This is a genomic window from Anabaena sp. FACHB-595 (assembly GCF_048568275.1).
Lineage (GTDB): Bacteria > Cyanobacteriota > Cyanobacteriia > Cyanobacteriales > Nostocaceae > Trichormus.
The window spans coordinates 97,252-119,049 of the sequence record NZ_CP183473.1 but is presented as its reverse complement, the minus strand read 5'-3'; the positions used below and the strand labels follow the sequence as shown (position 1 = coordinate 119,049).

At 42.2% G+C, this 21,798-nt stretch carries 21 protein-coding genes and 1 tRNA gene; 7 read left to right on the top strand and 15 right to left on the bottom strand.

Features of this window, described 5'->3' with window-relative positions:
* Window positions 1-51 precede the first annotated feature (51 nt).
* The 5 genes from ACN222_RS00560 to ACN222_RS00540 form a co-directional block, all read right to left on the bottom strand.
* Window positions 52-636 (bottom strand): L-threonylcarbamoyladenylate synthase, encoded by a 585-nt coding sequence (locus tag ACN222_RS00560; protein ID WP_010994293.1) that lies wholly within the window; start codon window positions 634-636, stop codon window positions 52-54.
* 72 nt (window positions 637-708) lie between these two features.
* Window positions 709-1,623, bottom strand: a complete 915-nt coding sequence (prmC, locus tag ACN222_RS00555; protein WP_010994292.1) for a peptide chain release factor N(5)-glutamine methyltransferase — start codon at window positions 1,621-1,623, stop codon at window positions 709-711.
* A 14-nt stretch (window positions 1,624-1,637) separates the two neighbouring features.
* Window positions 1,638-2,462 (bottom strand): outer membrane biogenesis proteinTic22, encoded by an 825-nt coding sequence (tic22, locus tag ACN222_RS00550; protein WP_010994291.1) that lies wholly within the window; start codon window positions 2,460-2,462, stop codon window positions 1,638-1,640.
* Between the two features lie 650 nt (window positions 2,463-3,112).
* Window positions 3,113-3,186: transfer RNA gene (locus ACN222_RS00545), tRNA-Pro, on the bottom strand.
* 78 nt (window positions 3,187-3,264) lie between these two features.
* Window positions 3,265-3,816: a GNAT family N-acetyltransferase gene (locus tag ACN222_RS00540; protein WP_010994290.1), complete on the bottom strand. Its 552-nt coding sequence runs from the start codon at window positions 3,814-3,816 to the stop codon at window positions 3,265-3,267.
* 389 nt (window positions 3,817-4,205) lie between these two features.
* Between ACN222_RS00540 and ACN222_RS00535 the strand changes: the two genes are divergently transcribed.
* The gene (locus ACN222_RS00535; protein WP_010994289.1) at window positions 4,206-4,925 is read left to right on the top strand and encodes a hypothetical protein; all 720 of its coding nucleotides are present in this window, start codon (window positions 4,206-4,208) and stop codon (window positions 4,923-4,925) included.
* A gap of 150 nt (window positions 4,926-5,075) precedes the next feature.
* Window positions 5,076-5,990, top strand: a complete 915-nt coding sequence (locus ACN222_RS00530) for an alpha/beta fold hydrolase (RefSeq protein WP_010994288.1) — start codon at window positions 5,076-5,078, stop codon at window positions 5,988-5,990.
* Window positions 5,991-6,055: 65 nt separating this feature from the next.
* Here ACN222_RS00530 and tsaD read toward each other — a convergent pair whose 3' ends face one another.
* Entirely contained in the window at window positions 6,056-7,096 is a 1,041-nt protein-coding gene (tsaD, locus tag ACN222_RS00525; RefSeq protein WP_010994287.1) for a tRNA (adenosine(37)-N6)-threonylcarbamoyltransferase complex transferase subunit TsaD, read from the bottom strand.
* A 283-nt stretch (window positions 7,097-7,379) separates the two neighbouring features.
* Here tsaD and ACN222_RS00520 point away from each other — a divergent pair, with 283 nt between their 5' ends.
* The 3 genes from ACN222_RS00520 to ACN222_RS00510 all read left to right on the top strand — a co-directional run bounded on the left by ACN222_RS00520 (window position 7,380) and on the right by ACN222_RS00510 (window position 8,850).
* Window positions 7,380-7,874 (top strand): photosystem I reaction center subunit III, encoded by a 495-nt coding sequence (locus tag ACN222_RS00520; protein ID WP_010994286.1) that lies wholly within the window; start codon window positions 7,380-7,382, stop codon window positions 7,872-7,874.
* Between the two features lie 37 nt (window positions 7,875-7,911).
* On the top strand, window positions 7,912-8,061 hold the full coding sequence (psaJ, locus tag ACN222_RS00515) for a photosystem I reaction center subunit IX (RefSeq protein WP_010994285.1): 150 nt from the start codon (window positions 7,912-7,914) through the stop codon (window positions 8,059-8,061).
* A gap of 270 nt (window positions 8,062-8,331) precedes the next feature.
* Window positions 8,332-8,850 carry a photosystem I reaction center protein subunit XI gene (locus ACN222_RS00510; RefSeq protein WP_010994284.1) on the top strand — a complete coding sequence of 173 codons (519 nt, stop codon included), beginning with the start codon at window positions 8,332-8,334 and terminating at the stop codon, window positions 8,848-8,850.
* A gap of 229 nt (window positions 8,851-9,079) precedes the next feature.
* On the opposite strand, the gene gmk is transcribed toward ACN222_RS00510, so the two are convergent.
* The 6 genes from gmk to hetZ form a co-directional block, all read right to left on the bottom strand.
* The gene (gene gmk / locus ACN222_RS00505) at window positions 9,080-9,679 is read right to left on the bottom strand and encodes a guanylate kinase (RefSeq protein ID WP_010994283.1); all 600 of its coding nucleotides are present in this window, start codon (window positions 9,677-9,679) and stop codon (window positions 9,080-9,082) included.
* 186 nt (window positions 9,680-9,865) lie between these two features.
* Window positions 9,866-10,132: an extracellular matrix/biofilm regulator RemA gene (remA, locus tag ACN222_RS00500; RefSeq protein WP_010994282.1), complete on the bottom strand. Its 267-nt coding sequence runs from the start codon at window positions 10,130-10,132 to the stop codon at window positions 9,866-9,868.
* A gap of 630 nt (window positions 10,133-10,762) precedes the next feature.
* Window positions 10,763-13,084, bottom strand: a complete 2,322-nt coding sequence (locus ACN222_RS00495) for a transglutaminase TgpA family protein (protein ID WP_044520488.1) — start codon at window positions 13,082-13,084, stop codon at window positions 10,763-10,765.
* 339 nt (window positions 13,085-13,423) lie between these two features.
* Window positions 13,424-14,200 (bottom strand): hypothetical protein, encoded by a 777-nt coding sequence (locus tag ACN222_RS00490; protein WP_010994278.1) that lies wholly within the window; start codon window positions 14,198-14,200, stop codon window positions 13,424-13,426.
* A gap of 18 nt (window positions 14,201-14,218) precedes the next feature.
* Window positions 14,219-14,395, bottom strand: a complete 177-nt coding sequence (locus tag ACN222_RS00485; protein WP_010994277.1) for a hypothetical protein — start codon at window positions 14,393-14,395, stop codon at window positions 14,219-14,221.
* Window positions 14,388-15,593, bottom strand: coding sequence for a heterocyst differentiation protein HetZ (gene hetZ / locus ACN222_RS00480; RefSeq protein WP_011318294.1), 1,206 nt, complete (start codon window positions 15,591-15,593; stop codon window positions 14,388-14,390). The genes ACN222_RS00485 and hetZ overlap by 8 nt, the downstream gene beginning before the upstream one ends.
* Before the next feature lie 206 nt (window positions 15,594-15,799).
* On the opposite strand from hetZ, the gene ACN222_RS00475 reads away from it, so the two are divergent.
* Window positions 15,800-16,273: a hypothetical protein gene (locus tag ACN222_RS00475; RefSeq protein ID WP_044520486.1), complete on the top strand. Its 474-nt coding sequence runs from the start codon at window positions 15,800-15,802 to the stop codon at window positions 16,271-16,273.
* 95 nt (window positions 16,274-16,368) lie between these two features.
* On the opposite strand, the gene sds is transcribed toward ACN222_RS00475, so the two are convergent.
* Window positions 16,369-17,340, bottom strand: a complete 972-nt coding sequence (sds, locus tag ACN222_RS00470; protein WP_010994273.1) for a solanesyl diphosphate synthase — start codon at window positions 17,338-17,340, stop codon at window positions 16,369-16,371.
* A 1,023-nt stretch (window positions 17,341-18,363) separates the two neighbouring features.
* Between sds and ACN222_RS00465 the strand changes: the two genes are divergently transcribed.
* Window positions 18,364-18,561 (top strand): hypothetical protein, encoded by a 198-nt coding sequence (locus tag ACN222_RS00465; RefSeq protein ID WP_044520484.1) that lies wholly within the window; start codon window positions 18,364-18,366, stop codon window positions 18,559-18,561.
* A gap of 227 nt (window positions 18,562-18,788) precedes the next feature.
* Here the strand turns inward: ACN222_RS00465 and murI are convergent, their stop codons facing one another.
* Both murI and ACN222_RS00455 read right to left on the bottom strand, forming a co-directional pair.
* Window positions 18,789-19,667, bottom strand: a complete 879-nt coding sequence (gene murI / locus ACN222_RS00460; RefSeq protein WP_010994271.1) for a glutamate racemase — start codon at window positions 19,665-19,667, stop codon at window positions 18,789-18,791.
* Window positions 19,668-19,817: 150 nt separating this feature from the next.
* Window positions 19,818-21,701: an N-acetylmuramoyl-L-alanine amidase gene (locus ACN222_RS00455; RefSeq protein WP_010994270.1), complete on the bottom strand. Its 1,884-nt coding sequence runs from the start codon at window positions 21,699-21,701 to the stop codon at window positions 19,818-19,820.
* Between the last annotated feature and the right edge of the window lie 97 nt (window positions 21,702-21,798).

Genomic DNA, 21,798 nt, shown 5'->3' with positions numbered 1-21,798 from the left:
CTCAGTTTTTCGTTTTGCCCCATATTCCCCTACTTTCCTCCTTTTTATGCCCTAAAACTCTAAACTTACTGCTCCTTGCCGCAAGATTTGCCAATTTTCACCTGTCCATTTGGCAACAGTAGAAGGTAAGCCAATTCCCTCCGCTTCCACTGCTGTTGATTCCAGTGTCAACACTGTGGGAAACTGAGCATCAATCTCTGCCATTGTTAGTAAAGCTGGCTGTCCTGAGAAATTAGCACTAGTCGTGGCAAGAGGCCCAGTTTGTGACAAAATCTTTTGAGCGATCGCACTCTTAGGCACACGAATACCAATAGTTGTGGGATCAATCGGATTCATCACTTCGGGAACGCGCTTACTCGCTGGTACTACTAATGTCAATGCTCCAGGCCAATATTGACTGACAACTTGTTCCCAAATTTGCTTATCTTGCTCACGACCTTCTACATAAGGCCACAAATCTTCTGCACTCGCACCCATCAAAATTAGAGGTTTGTCCTGACTGCGCTGTTTAGCCGCAAAAATCAATTCTGCTTGCTCTGGTAGAGTCGCCAGCGCCGGCACTGTATCTGTAGGGAAACTAACTAAACCGCCAGCACCCACACCAGCTATTAATGTTTCTAAGGAAACCCTAGTCATAAATAACTTGTAATTATCAATTACAAATTAACACTTAAGCAATTCTTACTCAAGAATACTACTTAAAACTCATCACTGAATCTGTGCTAAAGCGAAACGCTCAATACCAGCTAAATCAGAGTGAATTTGAATATTACTATAACTGCCCTGTTGCAGCAGAAGAGCTTGTACCGCGTCCGCTTGACCCGCCATCATTTCAATTAACCATATACCCCCAGGTCGTAAATAACTGGGGGCAACTTCTATTAGATGGCGGATGGCATCTAAGCCATCCGCACCGCCATCTAAGGCTAAATGTGGTTCATGGTTTACTACTTCTGGTTGTAGCGTAGGCACAATGTCGCTGGGAATATAAGGAGGGTTAGATACCATGCCATTAAATTGACCTTTCAGCAAACTTAAAGGCTCCCACCAGCGACCCTGATAAAATCGCATCCTATCAAATAAACCTGCGTTCCAGGCGTTTTGCTGGGCGATCGCCAAAGCTTCCACACTGCAATCTACAGCATGAATTGTGGCTTCAGGGAAAGCATCAGCTAACCCCAAGGCGATCGCCCCACTACCCGTTCCCAAGTCTACCCAATGTCCTTGTTGTAAGTGCATAGCCGATTCGCTGTTAGCAACAGCAGCTACAGCTAAATCAATCAAGCACTCAGTTTCCGGTCTAGGAATCAAAACAGCGCTCGACACCGTAAGTTTGAACTTGCGCCAAGGTGTAACTCCGGCGATGTACTGTACGGGTAAGCGATCGCCTAATCGCCTCTGCCAAAGTTGGTCTAACTTGTCCAGAGATAAACCCATCGGCACTTCAGACCAGTCTTTAAACGACTCTAAACGCAGTGCCAAGCGGTCTAAATCAGCTATCTCTTGCAACAGCCAATCCACTTCTGCTATGGGAATATTATGAGCGATCGCGGCTTGATTTGCTTTGATGCGCCACTGCCAAAGTTGTAAACCAGAAACTACATTTGCCTGTCGATTTGTCATGCCTAAGGTGAATTCTATTTTGCCCCAGGTCGGGAGTTATTATTGTTACGATTAGGGGCAGCAGGAGTGTTAGGTGGTTTGGGTAGAGTCCTAATATATTCTCTAGATTCTGGAGATGGTACTAAAACAACTTGATTGAGCCAAGTATCATTCTTATCTTGTAATGTCTGTAGTACACCGTCTATATCTAGAACTTGAATATCCGCCTTGGGATGTTTTGGCTTGACTTGCCCCAATAAGCCTTGTGCATCCTGTTTGCTCAAAAATAGTGGTACAACTTGTTCGTTGCCAGTACCTACTTTAATTGGTACATAACCCTGATCTGGCGCAAATCTAACAGCAAACATCGGCACACTCTTAAACTGATTTACCTGTTGACCGCTTTGGCGCAATAAATCCATTGCCCCTTTAATTTCCTGATCTACAGGTTTAAAAGCAAATAACAGACGATTAGGGTCTTTTTTTGTTTGTTGCAACTGCTGGTAAATCACCCCTAGTGGCACTGCTGTCACCTGTAGGCTTTTGACGATTTCCTGCATCTTGGGGTCTTTATTTTTGGCGTTCCGCAGTTCGTTAATAAAAGCCTGCGCTTCCTGCCGACTCATATAAGCCCCAGTGATTGAACCACCGGCCTTTTGGCCGTTTGGCGCGTTGGGTAAAGGACGGCTTAATGGTAAACCTTTTTCATTTGTAACTAAATAGATAGGTACGCTATCCAACTTTTCTTTGATTTGTTGTTCTGATAAGGCTATTGCTGGAAGGCTACCTAAAGATAATGTTCCGAGTAAAGTACTTCCAACTAAACCTAGTGTTGCGCCCCAGCGAACCAATGCTTTCATAAGTATTCCTCGTCTTAATGTGTTCCAGTTGAGTTAGACAAATTGTTGGATTTACACGCCACCAACCCGTCTTAGTTATATATCAATCTCTTGGAAATGAGAAAAGTTGTGGTAGTTGTCAAATGCTCCTAATCTACTCTTAAAGCGCTAGATTTTCCAACTCTCAAGGATAGTTGTCCTATTGTTGCTGTCTGTTGACCGTAGTCTTAGTTATACTTTTCTCAGTTTTGCTTAACTATTTACTACACATTCATGTAGATGCCTGTTAAATATAGCCGTCACCGGGCAGAAAACTTTCCCGCTTTTGTAAATACGGTCAATGTCATTTTATTGCCCTTATCCCAATATGAGGACGCTTTTAACCGCTAATCGTTCCTCCTATTGCTAGTTAATTTGCTGCTTGATTTTATACAGATGTATTTAGTTTCCGGAATTTAATTTTACGAAAAAATCTTTGTAATTCATTCTTAATAGGCAATAGTTATAAAATAATTAATTTAATCTTTCCAGTGTAAATACAGGCATTAATAGTATTTTAAAAATATTAATTGAGAAATGGCATAGTAAATTCTAATTGTTCTGATTCTATCCATAAGAAAAACCCATCCCTCTGAAAACAGGGGATGGGTTTTTCTTATCAGTAATATTAATCGGGATGACAGGATTTGAACCTGCGGCATCCTGCTCCCAAAGCAGGCGCGCTACCAAGCTGCGCTACATCCCGATTTCACTTTATTCACACAAGCTTTAGCTATCATAGCTGATTTTTTAGATATTGGCTATGTTTCTTTAGCGGAAAAATTTAATGAGGATACCAAAACATACCTTTGATGCCTTCCGGATCTGGCATAAAACCCATAGTCCTGTAGAAGTCTACAACATGAGGATCAGCAAAAAGGGTCACATTACTAATTTCTTCACTCCTGAGTTTTTTAAGTACATACTTCATCAAAGCTTTACCCAGTCCTTTACCTTGAAAATCTGGGTGAACTACCACATCCCAAATAGTGGCATTAAAAGCGTGGTCTGAGGTAGCACGGGCAAAACCAATCAGCCGCCTTTGGTTTCCTCGCACTTGCCACATTGTGGCTACGAGAAAACTATGCTCAATGGCTTTCTTTACTTTTCTTAAGGGACGACGTGACCAACCTACAGCATCACAAAGTTCTTCGAGTTCATACAGATCAATATCTCGCTCGGTGCTAAAAACGATACGTTCCGCATTTCTTGTAGCTGCCGAAGCGTCGCTTTTCGGATTAGAGTTGCCCGTAGCGTCTACTGTATGTTCTTCAAGAGGTTGTGTTCTACTTGTCGCAGATTCAGGAGTACTAAACCAAGTTTTCCAAAAACCCATGCCAACGCGGTTCGGGTAGTATAACTAAATTGGTGTCCACTATCGAGAGTGTTGATTCACACCTGACAAAGCAAGTACCATTGTTTAGCCCTTACACTCAATTTTGTGAGAAGTCTTTAGGACTTTCAATGGTGACAGCCCGTTACGGAGTTTTTCGCACCAATTATTTTCAACTTTAGCACTTTGTTGTAAAGGCTAGGACAAATTCCTCAAAACAAGAGTATCTAAAGAGTGAATTGTATATAAAAGAGATTAGGTATTGGGTATTGGGCAGTGTTGAGTACTGGCTACTGAGGTTTTTATTTACCTCGTAATCAGTACTCATTACCCAGCACTGATTTCCAGTTCTCAGTCCCCAGGCGATAAAAGCAAGCGAGTCTTACACTACGATGGCTTCGGGTTTAAAATCTTCGACACTGGAACTTCTCAAACGCTTTAATCGAGCGTTTCCCCAGTTCTATGAACAATTTGTCAGCAGTGAGATTCAACTGCAAAATTTGCGGCTAGCTTATCGTCTCTATAAAACCAGACGTGCCGTAATTGAGTTGAAGCCGGAAGGTAGTAAAAGTGCGCTGCATTTTGCCTACCGCAATCAGTCATTTCTTCTCAGTGATATTTTCGGTGTACTAGCCGCTTACGGACTAACTATTCATGGTCTGAGTCTATATGGACAAATTAGACCACCGATGTTAGTTTTTATCAAACTTTTGGTATCGCGTGGCAGTAAAGCCTTAACAGAGAAAACCGCAGAAAACGTTTGTCGCGCCATTCGTGAGGCTTTGGGAGGGCGGTTTGAGGTAGAAGAGATGTTGGCTGTGGAATTCAACCTAGATGTAGGTTTAGAACAAGTACAGACTGAATTCTATGTCGATCCGGTTTTTCATCTCCCCGCTTTGGTGATTGAAGCTGACAATCAACCGGGATTATTTTACAAAGTCATGTACGCCATTTGGCAGGAAGATCTACTAGTGGTTAATGCGAATTTACTAGTTTGGCGCGGACGCACTCGGCTAATTCTCTATTTGTTGGGACCAAATGAAAGCCTTATTCCTGAATATTTAGGACACAAAATTGCTGAAGGGGTACGCCAAAGGTTGTTAGGGAAATGATGGTAAGTACTAAGGACTAGGGATTAGGGACTACAGAATTTAAATTAAACAATTATGCGTACTGATCTCCTAAACCCTAAACTCTATTTTCATTTTGAATTTTTAATTGCTTATTTCAGTCGCGCCCACCCTTAGGGTTACGATATAAATATGGCAACTATTGAAATCTTAGGCTTTCCCCACGCCTATGAGCTGACAGCTCCTACATCATGCCCAGATGCTTTAGTATTCATTCACGGTTGGCTTAATAGCCGTGGATACTGGCAACCTGTGATTTCTCGCTTGTCAGTTGATTTTCAGTGTCTGTCTTATGATTTACGGGGCTTCGGAGAGTCTCAGTCACAGCTAGCAACTGATTTTCATCGGGGATCAAGTTCTGCCAGTTTATCTGCTCAGTCTCTTGAGGATATTAATTTATCTTTTGATTCTCTCTATACACCAGCAGCTTATGGTCAAGATTTGGCAGCCCTGTTGGAACAGCTAAATATTACCAGTGCTTGGCTTGTTGGTCATTCATTGGGAGGTACCATCGCTCTATGGGCGGCGGCTCAAATTCCCCAACAAATTAAGGGTGTCATTTGTATTAACGCAGGTGGCGGTATTTACCTAAAAGAAGCGTTTGAACAGTTCCGTGTAGCAGGGCAACGTTTTTTACAAGTCCGTCCGCGTTGGTTGTCCCAAGTACCTCTAATTGACTTATTATTCACCAGAGCTAGTGTATCTCGTCCCTTGGATCGTCAGTGGGCGCGTCAGCGTGTAATAGATTTTGTTGTAGCTGACCCTGAAGCAGCTTTAGGTGCTTTGCTAGATTCCACAACAGAGGATGAAGTTAACCGATTACCAAAGTTAGTATCTCAGTTAAAGCAGCCAGTTTATTTTCTGGCTGGCACTGATGATAAGGTGATGGAACCCAAGTATGTTCGCCACTTAGCAAGTTTTCATCCACTTTTCCAATACTGTGGTGATAACGTGATTGAAATTCCTGATTGTGGACATTTAGCAATGTTAGAACAGCCAGATGCAGTTGCTAGTCATATTAAGTCATTGGTAATTGGTAATTGGTAATCGGTCAACAGCCAAAGATGAACAACTGACTACTGTACAGACGCGATTAATCGCGTCTCTGACAACTACTGATATAACTTCATCACTTGGCTAAGACTTAGCCTTGATTCCACGCCTAAGGTGATGGGGGAAGTATGTCCGCGTGATAAGTGGTCTACGGCTGCACAGGCTATCATGGCGGCGTTATCGGTACAGAATTTTAGCGGAGGGAAGAGGACACGGAGGTTATTTGCGGCGGTGGCTGCTTGTAAGTGTTGTCTCAAGCCACTGTTAGCGGCTACCCCGCCACCAACGGCAATGGTATCTAGACCATAATCTAAAGCACAGGCGATCGCTCTCTTGGTTAATGCCTTGGCTACGGTCGCCTGAAAGCTAGCGGCAATGTCCTCTAAAGGCAGTGAATCGCCATCTTTCTCTAATTGCTGCACTAGACGAAGTACAGCCGTCTTTAAGCCGCTAAAACTGCCATCATAGGGATGATATCCCCCACCAGGCAAGGACACTTTTCCTTCAGGCAACGCAAAGGCTTGAGGATTCCCTGTTTGCGCTAGTTTATCAATGACTGGGCCACCAGGATAACCTAGCTTTAACAGCCTAGCTACCTTGTCAAAAGCTTCCCCAGCCGCATCATCACGCGTTTCACCCAGACTTTCATACCTACCACATTCCTTAACGTAAATTAAGCTTGTATGTCCCCCAGAAACCAGTAAGCTAAGAAAAGGGGGATCTAAAGTTGGCTCACTCAAATAAGTCGCGTAGATGTGACCTTCGAGGTGGTGAACTCCCAAAAATGGTTTGTTGTGTAAGATTGCTAAAGTTTTGGCAGCAGTCAGCCCCACTAACAGCGCGCCTACAAGTCCAGGCGCACAAGTGGCGGCGATCGCATCGATTTTATCCCAACCTAGTTGAGCTTGATCCATCGCTTGGGCGATCGCGCCATTTATCGTTTCCAAGTGCGCTCGTGAGGCTACTTCAGGTACTACCCCACCATACTGCTGATGGACGGAAATTTGCGAGGCTATGATACTACTCAAAACTTGACGATTGTTTACAATTGCCACGGCAGTTTCATCACAGCTGGTTTCGATTGCTAAAACAGTTGTCATTGCTACGAAGAAGTAAGGAGTGCTGAGTGGGGACATGAGGCAGATGAGGCAGATGAGTAAGTCAAGGATGTTCTTTTCCCTCCACTTCCCCAGTCCCCATACCCAGTCCCCAGTCCCCAGTACCTAAAGATTTGTTTGAGAAGCTTTAACTTTTATTTACTTAAACTTTACTCGATTCCCGCGCAAGAGTATGATGACTTGCTAGTTAAGCAAATCAAGAATGTACAAGCCGCTTCGTTTTGTACAAAAAACTTTTTCTTGTGTAATAAAAGGAAACAAATCCATGCGTCGATTGTTTGCTTTGATTTTAGTGATTTGTCTGTCATTCAGTTTCGCTCCCCCAGCCAAAGCCTTGGGAGCTGATCTGACACCTTGTGCAGAAAATCCCGCATTTCAAGCACTGGCAAAAAATGCCCGCAATACTACAGCAGACCCCCAATCAGGACAAAAACGTTTTGAGCGTTATTCTCAAGCGCTTTGTGGTCCAGAAGGCTATCCTCACCTGATTGTTGATGGTCGTCTTGATCGTGCTGGTGATTTTCTAATTCCCAGCATTCTCTTCCTCTACATTGCCGGTTGGATCGGTTGGGTAGGTCGTGCTTACCTACAAGCGATCAAAAAGGACTCAGATACTGAACAAAAAGAGATCCAACTCGATTTGGGTATTGCACTACCCATTATCGCTACCGGCTTTGCTTGGCCAGCAGCCGCAGTTAAAGAACTTCTTTCTGGAGAATTAACTGCTAAGGACTCTGAAATTACTGTTTCTCCCCGCTAATTCCGTCTAATCAATTAACTTGTTTGGAGAATAAATCATGGCAGACAAAGCCGACCAATCTAGCTACCTGATTAAATTCATTTCCACAGCACCAGTTGCAGCTACTATCTGGCTGACAATCACGGCTGGGATTTTGATTGAATTCAATCGTTTTTTTCCAGACCTACTTTTCCATCCCTTACCATAAGTTGATACAGGGATTTTAAGACAGTTTAATCTGTTGTTTTTAGCCTATTTTGTGTGATTAATTTGCTTTATTAATTTAGTCAAATTATCACTCAAATAGGCAGTAAAAATCATTTCTGGAAACTCGTAAAGCTATAATTAGCTTACGAGTTTTATAATTTTAAGTAATCTAAATTAATTTTTCTAAACTTATCGAATAAAAAACGTCTTTAGCTACAATTATTATTAATATAAAAATGCCACCATTGTATTTTTGAGGCAAACATAAAATATGGCGCAAGCAGTAGACGCATCAAAAAATCTCCCCAGTGACCCCAGAAATCGGGAAGTGGTTTTTCCAGCAGGACGCGATCCTCAATGGGGCAACCTAGAAACCCCGGTTAACGCTTCTCCCCTAGTCAAGTGGTTTATTAACAACCTACCCGCCTATCGCCCAGGTCTTACCCCTTTTAGACGTGGATTAGAAGTAGGTATGGCTCATGGTTACTTTCTTTTTGGCCCCTTTGCCAAATTAGGTCCACTGAGGGATGCAGCTAATGCTAACTTAGCCGGGTTGTTAGGTGCTATAGGTTTGGTGGTGCTTTTCACTCTCGCTCTATCTTTGTACGCTAATAGCAATCCACCCACAGCTCTTGCTAGTGTTACTGTACCCAATCCTCCTGATGCTTTCCAATCTAAAGAAGGCTGGAACAACTTTGCCAGTGCTTTCTTAATTGGTGGTATTGGTGGTGCAGTAGTCGCTTACTTTTTGACTAGTAATCTTGCTTTAATTCAAGGTCTAGTAGGCTAATTTAGTTTTTGCTCATTGGGGAGCCACTGCGTTGTAGCGGTTCCCCTTATATTAGTATTGAAACTTTTTGATTGTCAGTGATTTATTACCTAGTAATAATTTTTCATGTACCCATTTCATTATGGAAATAGGATAAGGACACAAAAGAAAAACCTCGTCTTTTCCATGTGTCCTTAGTGATTATTATTTGGTTAAAAAAATGCTTGGCTTTGATTTTATAGAATATCGATTATCCAAATAAGGCTACTTCGATCGCCTGGAGTGCGGCTTCAAAATCGTCATTCACAATTTGAATATCAAATTCATCCGCAGCTTGAATCTCTTCTTTGGCACGTTGTAAGCGACGGGCGATCGCTTCCTCTGAGTCCTGTCCACGCCCCCGAATTCGGTTTTCCAACTCTTCAAAGGAAGGCGGCAGAATAAAAATACTCAGAGCTTCAGGGAAAGAGGTACGGATTTGTCTTGCTCCTGCTAATTCAATTTCCAGCACAACTAACTTACCAGATTGAACTTGGTTCAGTACGGCTTCACGAGGAGTGCCATAATAATTACCCGCAAATTCTGCCGATTCAAGAAATTCACCTTGAGCAATTAATTCTTCAAACTTACTGCGGCTAACAAAGTAATAGCTTTCGCCATTTACTTCCCCAGGACGGGGAGGACGGGTTGTTGCAGATACAGAGTAATAAAGTTCCGGATGACGCTGAAGGAGCGATCGCATTAAAGTACCTTTACCGACCCCACTAGGCCCGGTTAAAATAATCAGCTTGCCTGACAACGGATTTTCTTTGGTAGTAGCACAATTCTGGATGGATAAAACTTGCATCATCCGTTAAACCTGTGAATTAATCAAGAAAGAGCATTCATTAGATAAGTTAGTAATTTAATCTAGTCTACGTTACCAGCGCAAACCTTAACTAACGAATTTGTAGCACGAGTGACAGAAAACTTGTCTAATTCACATAGTACTGCTGATGTGGTGCAAATATGGGCGGGTTTTTCCTCCTCCCCCCAACTAATTTTCTACACTCTGATGCTCACGGGAAATGACGAACCGATTTGCTACCGTTTCCGGTTGAATCGCCGACAAAATTACGTGGCTGGAATCAGTGATAATTACAGCTCTGGTTCTGCGACCATAAGTCGCATCAATTAACTGATTTTTGTCCCTAGCATCGGTGATGATCCGCTTGATAGGTGCTGATTCCGGACTAACAATGGCAACTACTCGGTTAGCAGATACAATGTTGCCAAAACCGATATTAATTAATTGTATTTCCATAAAAAAACTGACACCTTATGTGGTGTACTAAACTAAAGAGGATTGTATTCTCATGTTATCCCGAAAAAATAAGAGTTACAACGCATTACATTTAGCCACGTTGAGTTTTTATCTAACCCAAGCTTTTTTTAGCTATTTATTAGTCAAATTTACTTAAAATATTCCTAAAGATATAGGCATTAGCCAGCTAATAAGAGCTAGTGCCAAGTTGACAGTACAAATACTATCTAAAGATAATTGATGAATACTTTCCTCTTCCCCAAGATATTAAAATCTTGAGAGAAATATCTATGTTAAGTGATATCTATAATAAGTTCCCAGTTTTTTTTAAATGGTTAGCTTAAACGCTTTTAAAAGCTAAAAATAAATACTATTTATCAGTTAATCTATCAAAGTAATACCTCAGTAGAATAAATTCAGTCTGTTGCAAAACCTACGACCATTATTCTTGATCATCTTCATTAAAAATAGGTTGTTGGGCGGAGTGTCGCACAAACAGAATCTGAACATTATCATCAACAATAGTAAAAATAATTAGGCTGGCTTGAGAATGAAAAAATTGAGGCGAGCGAAGCAATATGACTTTTTGCTTCACTCGCCCCAGGTGAATTTAGAAAAAGCTTTGTATCTCTACAGGCTACTATTTACCCGATCGCCACCCACCTTTTTTATCTCTTCCCATCTTTGTCGTAGTTGATTTAGGTTAGGCTTTTGACCACCATACCGCCAGCCAACATAAGCTTGACAAATCTCATCTATAACTTGGGCCGTAGTACTTCCATGATGGTGATAGGCTACTTGGGCATACTCTAAGGGTGTTTGGGCTGGATGTTTACCCAAACCTTTTTTAGCTGTCCATTGCAGCATTTGTTGATAAAGGCTTTCCATTGGTGGTAGTTGACGTAATCGGCGATGGTTACGCCATTCTCTCCACTGTGTCCAACCTAACCAACCAAGGAAAGCTGTGGTTGTTCCCACAAGCAAGCCAGTTAATACACCAAACCAACCTTGAGTAAACAGAGTAATAAACCAAGTGATCGCCCTACCAATCCAACTAAATAATGTCCCAAATATGGTATTAAACAAACCTGTCACCGGAGTAGGCAACCATCCAGCCACCCACTGCCAAAATTGCCGCAATACGCTAAAGGTTTGCACATCTTCAACTGAAGGCGGAATCAAGGGATGATTGGGAATTGGGTCAAAAGTAAACCAACCATATTTAGGGAAATACACTTCTGTCATTGCGTAAGCATCAGTGTTACGTACAACATACATTCCCGTAAATGGATTGAATTCCCCCGCACTGAACCCAGCCACTAATCGTGCTGGGATACCAATAGACCGTAGCATTACCGTCAGAACTGTGGAGAAGTGATCTGGATAACCACCCTTATATTTGAACAGAAACGCTTCTACTAAATCTTCCTGCTCACTCAAATATGGCAATCCTAAAGGATTTTCGGGAATGGAATAGTTTTGTTTGAGATATTGCGCTAAATAAAGAGCTTTTTCGTAGCTGGAAGTTAAAGCTTTTTCAGATTGTCCGACCTGTTTTTGGTTGTAGTTAGCTAAGATTTCTTCGGTGCGTTGCTTAACTTTGGAGGCAATTTCTGGGGGTATTTGTAGATAATAATTTTTGATATTCAGGGGATAATCGTTAGTAGCTTTCCCCAATAAAGTGCGATCGCGGTAAGGAACGTCGGAAATAACTGTATAGGTCAAATCTTCAGATAAACCTACAGGTGCGCGTAACCCACCTTCTTTATCAACAGCAATCATCGGTGTGGGAAAGTAAACTTCCCTGGGATAAGACATAGCGGGAATCAGGTTAGGCAAATCCGACACTACAGTGTAAGTCTGCACTACTTCCCTAGTTTTGCCAGATATTGGTGGTGGTGATAAATATATTTGATAAGACCAAGGCGATCGCCTCAGGGTTGTCACATCATCATTGCGGGAAATATCCCAACCCTTACCTGTGTAACGGTCAAACGCCAAAACTCGCCAAAATCCCTCAGCTTGCGATCGCACTCGCATCACTACCTTGGGTTTCATCTCTCCCCGCAGGTTTTGGTTGATCTGGTTATTGAATCCGTAGTAGAAGCTATCATCTACCTTTCCTGGTTGACCATTGCCAGTTTGTTCATTTTCACCACGACCATTACCTTGATTGTCAGCATTACCTTGACGGACATAACCAGGATTAATAATGCTGCGGCCAGTAAAACTTTGGTTGACTTCGATAGGCGAACTCACAGGAAAAGTCCGCAGTTGATAGCCAGGGAATCGTGGTAATAAGGCAAAGACTACCAATCCTAACCCAACAACTACACCAAACAATAAAAAATAAGTAGGTAACCCAGAGGATAATTTAGTTTCTTTTGACTTTTGACTTTTGATTTTTGAATTCCCCAACCCTAATTGGGAACGGTAATTGATAACTAAAGTGGGAATGGCGATCGCTAAAAACAACAATAAAACAGGTGCGAATGCCAGAGTTTGGCTTAATGTTGCGGCCACACCCAACAAAATCAACCCAATCACAATTGAATAACCCAAGTCTTTGCGACGAGGTACATCAAAACTGTGGAGGACTTGTAATTGAATTAGCAATTCTGCTAAAGCCAACCGCGTATCGTTCAATTCGCCAAATAATCGCCCAAAGAAAGCCCCCAGTGCCATTAACATTCCAATAGCAATGCAAAATTTGATGGGAATATTAGGTTTGCGGCGATGATAATAACCCCAAATTGTCCCAACTACACTTATGGGTATTGCCCAGAAACTGAATGCAGTCCCTGCGGCAATATCCATAGCCACAATTCCAATAATTACCAACGCTAGCACTAGTACCCGCAGCGAAATGGAATTTTCTACTTCCATCAAAGGCGAACCTTGCTGATTTTGTCCCCAATCAAGACTTACAGGTAAACGCCAAAATTGATTCATCCTGGTTAATTTAAACATTTCTATCGTCAGTCAAGAAATAAAGTAGATGCTTGTAGATGCTTATAGATACAAACTTTCGGGAAGTTCCTCTAAGAAAACAGGAACTCCCCGAAAGTAAATTTTGGGAGTATGGGTAAGTTGTAAATTTTCATTCTCGCTGCGGGTTATTGTAGAAGCCCTAATGACCCTTGATTGAGAAAAAATCAGCTGCAAAACCACTTATCGATTGGCGCTAATCAATCATCAGTTGAAAAAGGTACAAAAGCAAATGCTAGAAGGTTTATTACCTCCAGCTTCTTTCTACCTTCATCTCTATTGTGCTAGCAGTGGTAATTTCAGCTATGTTGCGGGATTAATGACAAATAGCAATGGTTGCTGATCGAGTTCGGGACAATCAACCTCTAATGTATAAGATGGTTGGAGTTGTTTACAGGTTAACTCTACACTCAGACATCCTGGGCTTGATGACTGGGCGATCGCAATACTGCCATTACCTTGCAGTGTCAAGATTCCTTGAGTAGGTAAATCACTGTGGACAACTAACTGGGTAACATCACCTTTGGTGTAGTATTCTACCCGCAAAGTTAAAGCACCAAGGCTAGTCAGCCAAAGTCTTTCTACCACTGGTTGGGTTGCTGACACGGGCAAGGTTAAATTAGCTAGCAACTGTTTAGCAGCTAACAAAGACAACGCCATTTGTTGACGAGAGTCTAAATCTGCATAATCGCTCTGAATATTAGGCATTGTATCCAGAGTTTCTGGCGATCGATAGTTGGTTCGCAGTACTAACCCAGCTAAGTCATTGATTGTTTGTGACTCATTAGGAAAGAAACCTTCCACTACCTGAACTAATTTTGCTCCTAAGGGTAGTGAAGATGCCACCATCTGCTGACACTTTTCCAATATTTCTTGGAAAACTCTTTCTGGTAGATTTACTGGTAGATTCAGTTTTGTCTGCTGGGCTAACCATCCCCAATTAGGAGCTAAAGCCAATGACGGCTCTTCAATATAATCTGGGTAATCCACTATTTGGCTTTCCCAGGGAAATAGAGGTGGGTGGTTTTCGATGTGAATCTGTAAACGACGCTTGATTACGGCTTGAAAACGTTCTTGCACAGTAGGAATTTCTCCTAATCAAAAGGTTTGGGGCTGCCTTTTCAGATGATGCTGACCTCTTTGTGAAGTAGCAAGTTGAATAGCATTTTCCCCATCGATTCCTTGGCAACTTTCCCTAATATTCTCGCGTTTGTTGACAGTGGATGCCAACAAACCGAGTAAGTACTGTTGCAAAGATTCTGAGTCACTATTCATGAGTGGATGCACTTGATCCGGACACTAGGGAATTACGAATTTCCCAAGCTTGTTCTAAAATCTTAAACCACCGTTTCTGTAGTTGTGCCATTGATAACCCTAAAGTTTTGGCAATTTTTTCATCTGGTTGACCTTGTTGTTTCAAGTCTAATAGAGACCTTTGTTTGTCGTCTAGCTCTGCTGTGTAAGCTTCCCATTGTTGAGGAGTCAAACCCAAATTAGTATTTAAGGAAGCTTCTAACCACTCGTGGACTAATTCCCAGCGATGTAACAAAGCAAACCGAATCAAATGATACTTGAAGCGTTGCTGTAAGTAATCTCGCTGACGTGGAGTTAAACCTAAAACGTTCTCAATTTCTTGAGCTGACATATCCTGAAGACGTAAAGAAAAGTAATCAGCACAGTCAGATTGTTGTTTCTGCTCCAGATAGTCCATTAATTCTGTAATGACTACAGAACGCAAGGTGTCTTCTTCTGGTTCTGGTTCTGGTTGGGTAGCCATTGCAGAGCGTAAGCGCTGTACTGCTGGTTCTTCCCATGTACCATCACCATCATTAGAGCTACCTTCGGCGGCTTGTTCGATATCGACGTTGGTTTCTGGTGGTTGCTGTTGGGAGAAAGTTTGCGCCCGCAGGATAATCAACTGTTGTTGTCTTCCTGGTAAGGGAATCCGGCGCTTACCATAGCGCTCGGTAAATGCCATATACTCTGCCAACTCTAGAAGAGTTTGGGGACGGTAGGTAGGGCCGAGTTGATTTTCGCGGCGGAAAGCGTTTAATGCTTCTAAATAAAAACTTTGTAAGAAATCTTCTATGATAGTCAGTCGCCCTTGGTAACTTAATTGGCGCTGAGGGGGATTAATGTAACGATAAATAATAGCGCTGAGTGTACTGTGTAGTTCGACTCTGCCTCGGTTAGAACCTTGTTGATAATATCTCAAGCATTGTTGTAGCCGATGCTTGGCTAGGGTCATGGCTGAACTTTCTACAGCACCAGAAGCTTGAATCCGTTTACTTTCGGTGCAAATTCGGTATACTTCTGTAGTGATACGATTTGCTACATCATGACAATTCTGGTCGGAAGCTTTGGTAAACTGTTTTAGCTCTTTGTAAATCAGTTTGAAGATGACCTCTGTACCAAAAGAGTTTTCTTCCAGAAGATTTGCGGTTGGAATAGTTGCTGTTGCGGCTGAATTCATAGTCTCGGCTTTCACTAGACCCTAACATAAACTTAAATACAACCTGTGACGACTGTGGGTATTGGCTTTATGGTTTTGCGGATAAACTAAACGCATACCAACTTGTAATGAGGATGTGGTTGATTTTATTATTCCCAACTTTAGTGGGAGAGATCACATTTTGATAAATGTTATTGCCATTACCCAGGAGCCGTTGACAAGTAATTATGGATTTAGAAGCACAAATACAATTGCTGATTAACAATGCACCCAATGATGGCGTTACGCCACATCTTGTTGCAGCAATTGCTCCTTTGCTTGTAGCGATCGCTCAAAAATTACGTCACACCCAGTACTACATTCTTCAAGATTCGGAAGGTAGCTGGGTCTTGACCACATTGAGAAATCGAGCAAACCCAGGAATTGAAAAGCGTGTTGTTTACGCTTTCCCTACCATACAGGATGTTTCTCTAATCCCACCTGCTGGGCTAGACCCTCACATTAGTGGGCAGATCACCCCAGTTACCCATATTTTGTTCCAATTGGTGGCTTTAGAACCCGTAGATAGTATCCTTTTTTTGGAAACGCCGGGTAAGACCACTCACACATATGAATTACGGCGGGCTGATTTCCAGAAACGCATACAGCAACAGTTAAAAAAGCAGCGATCGCTTAAAACCATACCCCCAAATATTGCCTAAAAAAATTTTGGATGTGGGACTTTTTAAATACACCCCACATCCAAAATTGTAAATGTCAGAAAACGCTCATTTAAAATCGAAATTTTTAAATCCGGCTAATACAATCGGCTTATTGCATATTCAGCTATCTTGATCAGTGCTTGGTGAGATTCTGAGGGTGGCAGAGTTGCCAAATGCTCAATTGCTAACTTGGTGTGGTGAGCAGCTAACTCTCTTGACTGCTGTATGCCTTGACTATCTTGTATGAGTTCTAGTGCTTGCTCTAAATCTCCTTCTTGGGCAAACTCTCGTTCAATCAACACCTCTAGGTATGGTTTTTCTGCTAGAGCAAATAAAACCGGCGCTGTGAGATTACCGCTTTTTAGATCCGACCCTACTGGTTTACCAAGGGTATCCGTAGTGCTAGTAAAATCTAAAATGTCATCAACAATTTGAAATGCTATGCCTAAATGACGACCATAGGCGTAAAGATGTTCGGCAGTTTCTGGAGACACTTCACTCAATAAACCAGCTGCTTTAGAACTGTTAGCAACTAAAGATGCTGTTTTGTAATAGCTCTTCTCGATATAAGTCTCAATGGAAATACTCGCGTCAAAGCGGTTTAGTCCCTGCTGAATTTCCCCAGTAGCCAAATCCATAATGACTTCTGAGAGTAGTTTCACCACTTGCAAATTATCCAAGTTGGCTAAATACCAGGAAGATTGAGCAAATAAAAAATCTCCTGCTAGAATTGCAATTCGATTGCCAAACAAACTATGAACGGTGGGGACACCTCGTCGCACTTCAGATTCGTCTACCACGTCGTCATGGACTAAGCTGGCCGTGTGAATCATTTCTGTAATCTCGGCTAGGCGGCGGTGACGCGGTGTAATGCCTTGGTCTAACATTGTTGCTCGTGATATCAGCAGCACGATCGCTGGTCTTATACGCTTTCCCCCAGCTCCGAATAGATGCTCGGCTGCTGCAAACAAAATGGGGTGGCGATTTCCAACTAGCTGTTTCAGGTTATCTGCTAGTATTCGCAGGTCTGCTTCCACAGGGGTAAACAGGGAGGTGGCTGGGGTCATGGATTGGCGGACTCTGACTTTGGTTACGAAAGTTTACATATCCTATACTCATTTTAAGATAAGCCTGTGCCTGTGCAAGGTTTTGCTTGGGATATTCTCATTTTCTCTGCTGGGATGGGAGATTAGGCACTGGAGATGGGGGATTGAGAAACAATTATTGAATTTTGAATTGATTTGCCCCCTTTCCGGAATTTGTTAATGTCTACTGAACTTGACTGACGGCTAAGTACTTACCGTAATAGAATTAAGTTTGCAAAATTTTATACATTTAGGGGAATAATAAAAAGTCCTTGTTGTTTTCAGATAATTCGTGGATCTCAAAAATCTGAGTTGTAGGACACATATCTTTAGTGGCCTGGAATACAACCTTAGATATATACTCATTGTCCTCACTATTACTTCTTACACATTAGTTATTTGTAGGTTAAGACTAAGTTCTTCTAACCTCTGTGTAACCATCTAGAAATTTTGAAATTTAGCCTCAAAGTTGGCTTCAAAGTTTGAGTTGTTGTGTTACGCTAAAATGTAAGGATTTTAAATTTTTCAAGTATTCACCGCACAAAATTAACTCACTTTTCAAGTGATGTTAATTTTCTCGCGTGGCGAATCGAAAATAGTGCATTGTCAAGAATAGAATCAAGGAAGTATTTTCTCGTCTCTTTTCTTGATGATCAGAACTCTTTATTTGGAGCTAGGCAACTCTCATGGGAGAAGTTGCTGCAAGTTTCGAGCTTGCGTTGAGCGTAAGCATGGCTCCTGATATAAGATGTCAGCAAAATTCACGCGGACTAGGTAGGCTGCTGAGACAAGCTTTGTTAGTCACTATTTTAGTGACCAATTTGCTGTCGTATGTATGGTCTGCAAAAATCAATTAAATAGTAAATCCGTTGGGCAAAGAGAATTAAAACTCTACGGAAAGATTTGCCAATGCAAAATGTGGCCATCAAGAGTTAACTTGGTTGGTTGAAGTTTTGCTAATTTTATGCAATTTCATTATGTATTTGAAAAAGTGTGGGTGGCACAATGATTTACGGGAATATGCCTATGATGATTTTTATTTTAGCTTCTGGATACCTATTCACAGTTTACCTATTATTAGGATTAGCTAAACGAACTGGGAAAAAATCTAATATTAATAATCGATCTGTAGTGGCTACAAGTAATAGTCAACAACAATTGTCTGTTTCACCTACAGTCACTGAGATAGCCAATAGTCAATAGTTATTAGTAATAATTTGAAATAAAGATTAGTGAGGCTATAACTACTAATTTTGAATTCGTAATACCCTACAGGAGCGGCGCGCCTAAGCAATTGATTTAGGTAATTTTGTCACAAATAAATTTACTGACAAGTGCCTAAATACTCTACCGTGAAGCAAAAATTTATAGTTAAACAGCAAGACGAGCTTCTATTTGTAGGGTAATCATTACGAATTAGGAATTACGAATTATGCCAAATCCTGTTGAAGTTGGGAAACTGGTACGCCAGCAAAGTCCACGGCTTCAACTAATGGGGTGTAACCTAACCAATGTACTCCTGATTGAGAAAACTGTTGGGGACAACCACTAACGGCAAAGCGCGTTGGTAATGGTGGGTGAGTGTTGCTTAGTCCAAGTAAGTCTAATTCTTGGGTACAAGCTGTGACGACGTGAACAGCAGGGTCAATGATTTTGACTTGGGGAGGGAGTAGCGATCGCAGTACTGGCGCAAGCAAAGGATAATGGGTACAGCCATAAACTAAAGTATCAATATCTTGCTGAATTAGGGGTTCTAAATAAGCCCTGGCTACTTCTGTGGTGTATGGGTCTTGAATACGGTTTTGCTCAATTAGGGGAACAAATTCCGGACAACCAACTTGCCAGACTTCGACATTGGGGTCTATTTCCCAAATTGCTTGACGATAGGCATTACTTTTGGCTGTAGCTGGAGTAGAAATTACACCAATACGCTTACCTTGCTGTACTGCGGCTTTAGCCCCAGGGAGGATGACACCAAGAATGGGAAAGTCATATTCCTCACGAACGATATCTAAAGCGAGGGCAGAACTAGTATTGCAAGCCATGACTACCATTTTGACGTGTTGTTGCTGCATCCAGTCAAGGATGTCACGCACAAACGTTAAAATCTCCGCTTGCGAGCGGATACCGTAAGGTAGTCTAGCTGTGTCACCAAAGTATATTACCGATTCATTGGGTAGTTGGCGATAGATTTGACGCAGTACCGTTAGCCCGCCTACACCACTATCAAATACGCCGATGGGGGCGCGTTGAGGTTCTTGTGCTGAGAAACCGTAAAGATTACCTTCAATGCTGGAAGATGAATACACAGGCAGATATTGTTAGAGATTTTGGAATATTAAAATACAGAATTTAACAGACAATTTACCAATTGACTACTAAATTCTGTATCTACACGCAGTTTACATACCACCTCTAGAGTGAGTAATTGAGACTAAATGTTGAACTTAATGAAAATTTTACTGTCTCTTTAAATATTGCAGGATACCACGAGCGATCGCATCTGCCATGCGATTTTGGTATTCTGGTGAGCCTAGTCTGGGATTATCTTCCCTACCACTCATATAACCTGTTTCTACTAGAATCGACGGCATAGAACTCTTCCTCAAGACGTAGAACCGAGCTTTGCGTGTGCCTCGGTCTTTGAGTGTGCCAATACTTTGGAGAATAGTCTTGCGGACTGATTCGGCTAAAGCATAACCACTATCGTAGTAATATACTTCCAAGCCATTAACATCAGGGCGGCCTTCTACGGAGTTGGCGTGAATACTGACAAACAAAGTCGCGTTAGCTCGTTCGGCAATATCTACCCGTCCTTGTAACTCCACAAAAAAATCTGCATCGCGCGTCAAGACTGCTTGGATACCATTCTGCTCTAAAATAGCGGCTATTCTTAAACCGATAGGTAGGACTACATCTTTTTCTAGTAATCCACCCAAACCAGGAGCGCCAGAATCTTTACCACCATGTCCAGGGTCGATGACGACTAAAAGTCTTCCCCTGGGAACTGACCTGGGTATTGGTTGTGGGATATTTATGGGATTATCGATATTTGGATTTGGCAATTGACTACGATTTGTTGATGGTAGGGGTGGTAAACCTACTGGTGGTATCAATTGCCGAGAAGATTGTAATTCTAGAGCTAAAATTTGGTTACTTACTTGATTGAGTTCCCCTATTTGTACTCCGGCTGCTGGTTGTACCAAAACAACTACTGTATTGGCTACTTGGGGTTGCAGACGGACACGGAGAATAGGGCTGTTAGCATTAAAAGCTGGGCCTGTAACTCTAGGAGATAACTTGGCGTTATTAATAATGATGCGGTAAAGTCCAGAGGTTCTGTCCCAGCCGCCTTTAGCTGTTACTGCTTGGTCAGAGCGAATTAAAAGTTGTGTACCATTATCACCTAGTTCCACCGCTTGAATGGTGGCGGGTGAGTTGGTATTGGATGAAATGGTGTTGGGAGTATTATTTTGGGGTAAGTTGGCAATACCTTTACTGGGGAGAAGCACAAACCCACCAACGCTGCTAGTACTAACTCGCCAGTCAGGACTGTTGCTATCCACCTGCATGGAGATACGTACAGTTTGCGTTGACAATTGCGTCAATTGGATGCTGCTGACACCATAACGATTAATTGATAAATCTCTCTCGATGTTTGGCGATAAAGATGCGCCGGTAATGTTGATATTAATTACCCGATTATCATCTGTACGATTAACTTGAATTTGGGGGGTAGCACCACGGGTACGGATAAAAAATCCATCGCCTGTAACTCGTAAGTTATCAATTTGAGTTACAGATGCAAGATTACTAATCGGTGCTTCCTTGGTAGTTGGAGTGACAGAGTAAACATTTCTGGGTGATAAAACCGAGGGTGTGTCCACTCCGGTTTCTGAGGGAATGGTAGGTACTGGCTGCTGTGCAGTTTCTCTGGGCGATGCGACTCTTTCAACTGTTGGGGTAGGTAGCTGCACAGTCCAGCGACTAGGGCTGATACCGACAAATTTGACTTGTTGGGGGTCGAGTGTGTAACCAGGATTGAGTTCTACGACAATACGCGTGGTCTGTGGATCAAATTGTCCTACACGTATAGCCCGAATTGCACCGCCTATTTGCTGTGTTGATGGGGGCTGACCAAATGTGGTTTCGGGTAAATCAATAACTAAACGTGTCGGATTGAAAATCAGTTGCGCCTTGGGTTGTACAGCGCCATTAGTATTAATCTCTAAACGATTTTGGCTAGGGTCAAATCGCCAAGAGTCTAGCCTTGCTGCTAAAGCTGGTGACGATAGTAAGAAGATGGTTCCAACCGTACCGGATAGTAACCAGTGTAATTTCACAATCTTTTCTCCTGATGTGCGTTCATGAGAGCCGTTAAGGCTCCAAAATGTTGGCTAATCCTCACACCATCACCGTTCAAACTTCAGCTTTACTGCA

What these genes read in the sequence shown, in the direction of transcription:
- sds (WP_010994273.1), bottom strand. Translation starts at nt 17,340, where the DNA reads ATGACCCCAGCCACCTCCCTGTTTACCCCTGTGGAAGCAGACCTGCGA.
- ACN222_RS00560 (WP_010994293.1), bottom strand. Translation starts at nt 636, where the DNA reads ATGACTAGGGTTTCCTTAGAAACATTAATAGCTGGTGTGGGTGCTGGC.
- tsaD (WP_010994287.1), bottom strand. Translation starts at nt 7,096, where the DNA reads ATGACAACTGTTTTAGCAATCGAAACCAGCTGTGATGAAACTGCCGTG.
- remA (WP_010994282.1), bottom strand. Translation starts at nt 10,132, where the DNA reads ATGGAAATACAATTAATTAATATCGGTTTTGGCAACATTGTATCTGCT.
- ACN222_RS00510 (WP_010994284.1), top strand. Translation starts at nt 8,332, where the DNA reads ATGGCGCAAGCAGTAGACGCATCAAAAAATCTCCCCAGTGACCCCAGA.
- tic22 (WP_010994291.1), bottom strand. Translation starts at nt 2,462, where the DNA reads ATGAAAGCATTGGTTCGCTGGGGCGCAACACTAGGTTTAGTTGGAAGT.
- psaJ (WP_010994285.1), top strand. Translation starts at nt 7,912, where the DNA reads ATGGCAGACAAAGCCGACCAATCTAGCTACCTGATTAAATTCATTTCC.
- ACN222_RS00530 (WP_010994288.1), top strand. Translation starts at nt 5,076, where the DNA reads ATGGCAACTATTGAAATCTTAGGCTTTCCCCACGCCTATGAGCTGACA.
- ACN222_RS00540 (WP_010994290.1), bottom strand. Translation starts at nt 3,816, where the DNA reads ATGGGTTTTTGGAAAACTTGGTTTAGTACTCCTGAATCTGCGACAAGT.
- hetZ (WP_011318294.1), bottom strand. Translation starts at nt 15,593, where the DNA reads ATGAATTCAGCCGCAACAGCAACTATTCCAACCGCAAATCTTCTGGAA.
- ACN222_RS00475 (WP_044520486.1), top strand. Translation starts at nt 15,800, where the DNA reads ATGGATTTAGAAGCACAAATACAATTGCTGATTAACAATGCACCCAAT.
- ACN222_RS00520 (WP_010994286.1), top strand. Translation starts at nt 7,380, where the DNA reads ATGCGTCGATTGTTTGCTTTGATTTTAGTGATTTGTCTGTCATTCAGT.
- ACN222_RS00535 (WP_010994289.1), top strand. Translation starts at nt 4,206, where the DNA reads ATGGCTTCGGGTTTAAAATCTTCGACACTGGAACTTCTCAAACGCTTT.
- gmk (WP_010994283.1), bottom strand. Translation starts at nt 9,679, where the DNA reads ATGATGCAAGTTTTATCCATCCAGAATTGTGCTACTACCAAAGAAAAT.
- ACN222_RS00465 (WP_044520484.1), top strand. Translation starts at nt 18,364, where the DNA reads ATGATTTACGGGAATATGCCTATGATGATTTTTATTTTAGCTTCTGGA.
- prmC (WP_010994292.1), bottom strand. Translation starts at nt 1,623, where the DNA reads ATGACAAATCGACAGGCAAATGTAGTTTCTGGTTTACAACTTTGGCAG.
- ACN222_RS00495 (WP_044520488.1), bottom strand. Translation starts at nt 13,084, where the DNA reads ATGAATCAATTTTGGCGTTTACCTGTAAGTCTTGATTGGGGACAAAAT.
- ACN222_RS00485 (WP_010994277.1), bottom strand. Translation starts at nt 14,395, where the DNA reads ATGAATAGTGACTCAGAATCTTTGCAACAGTACTTACTCGGTTTGTTG.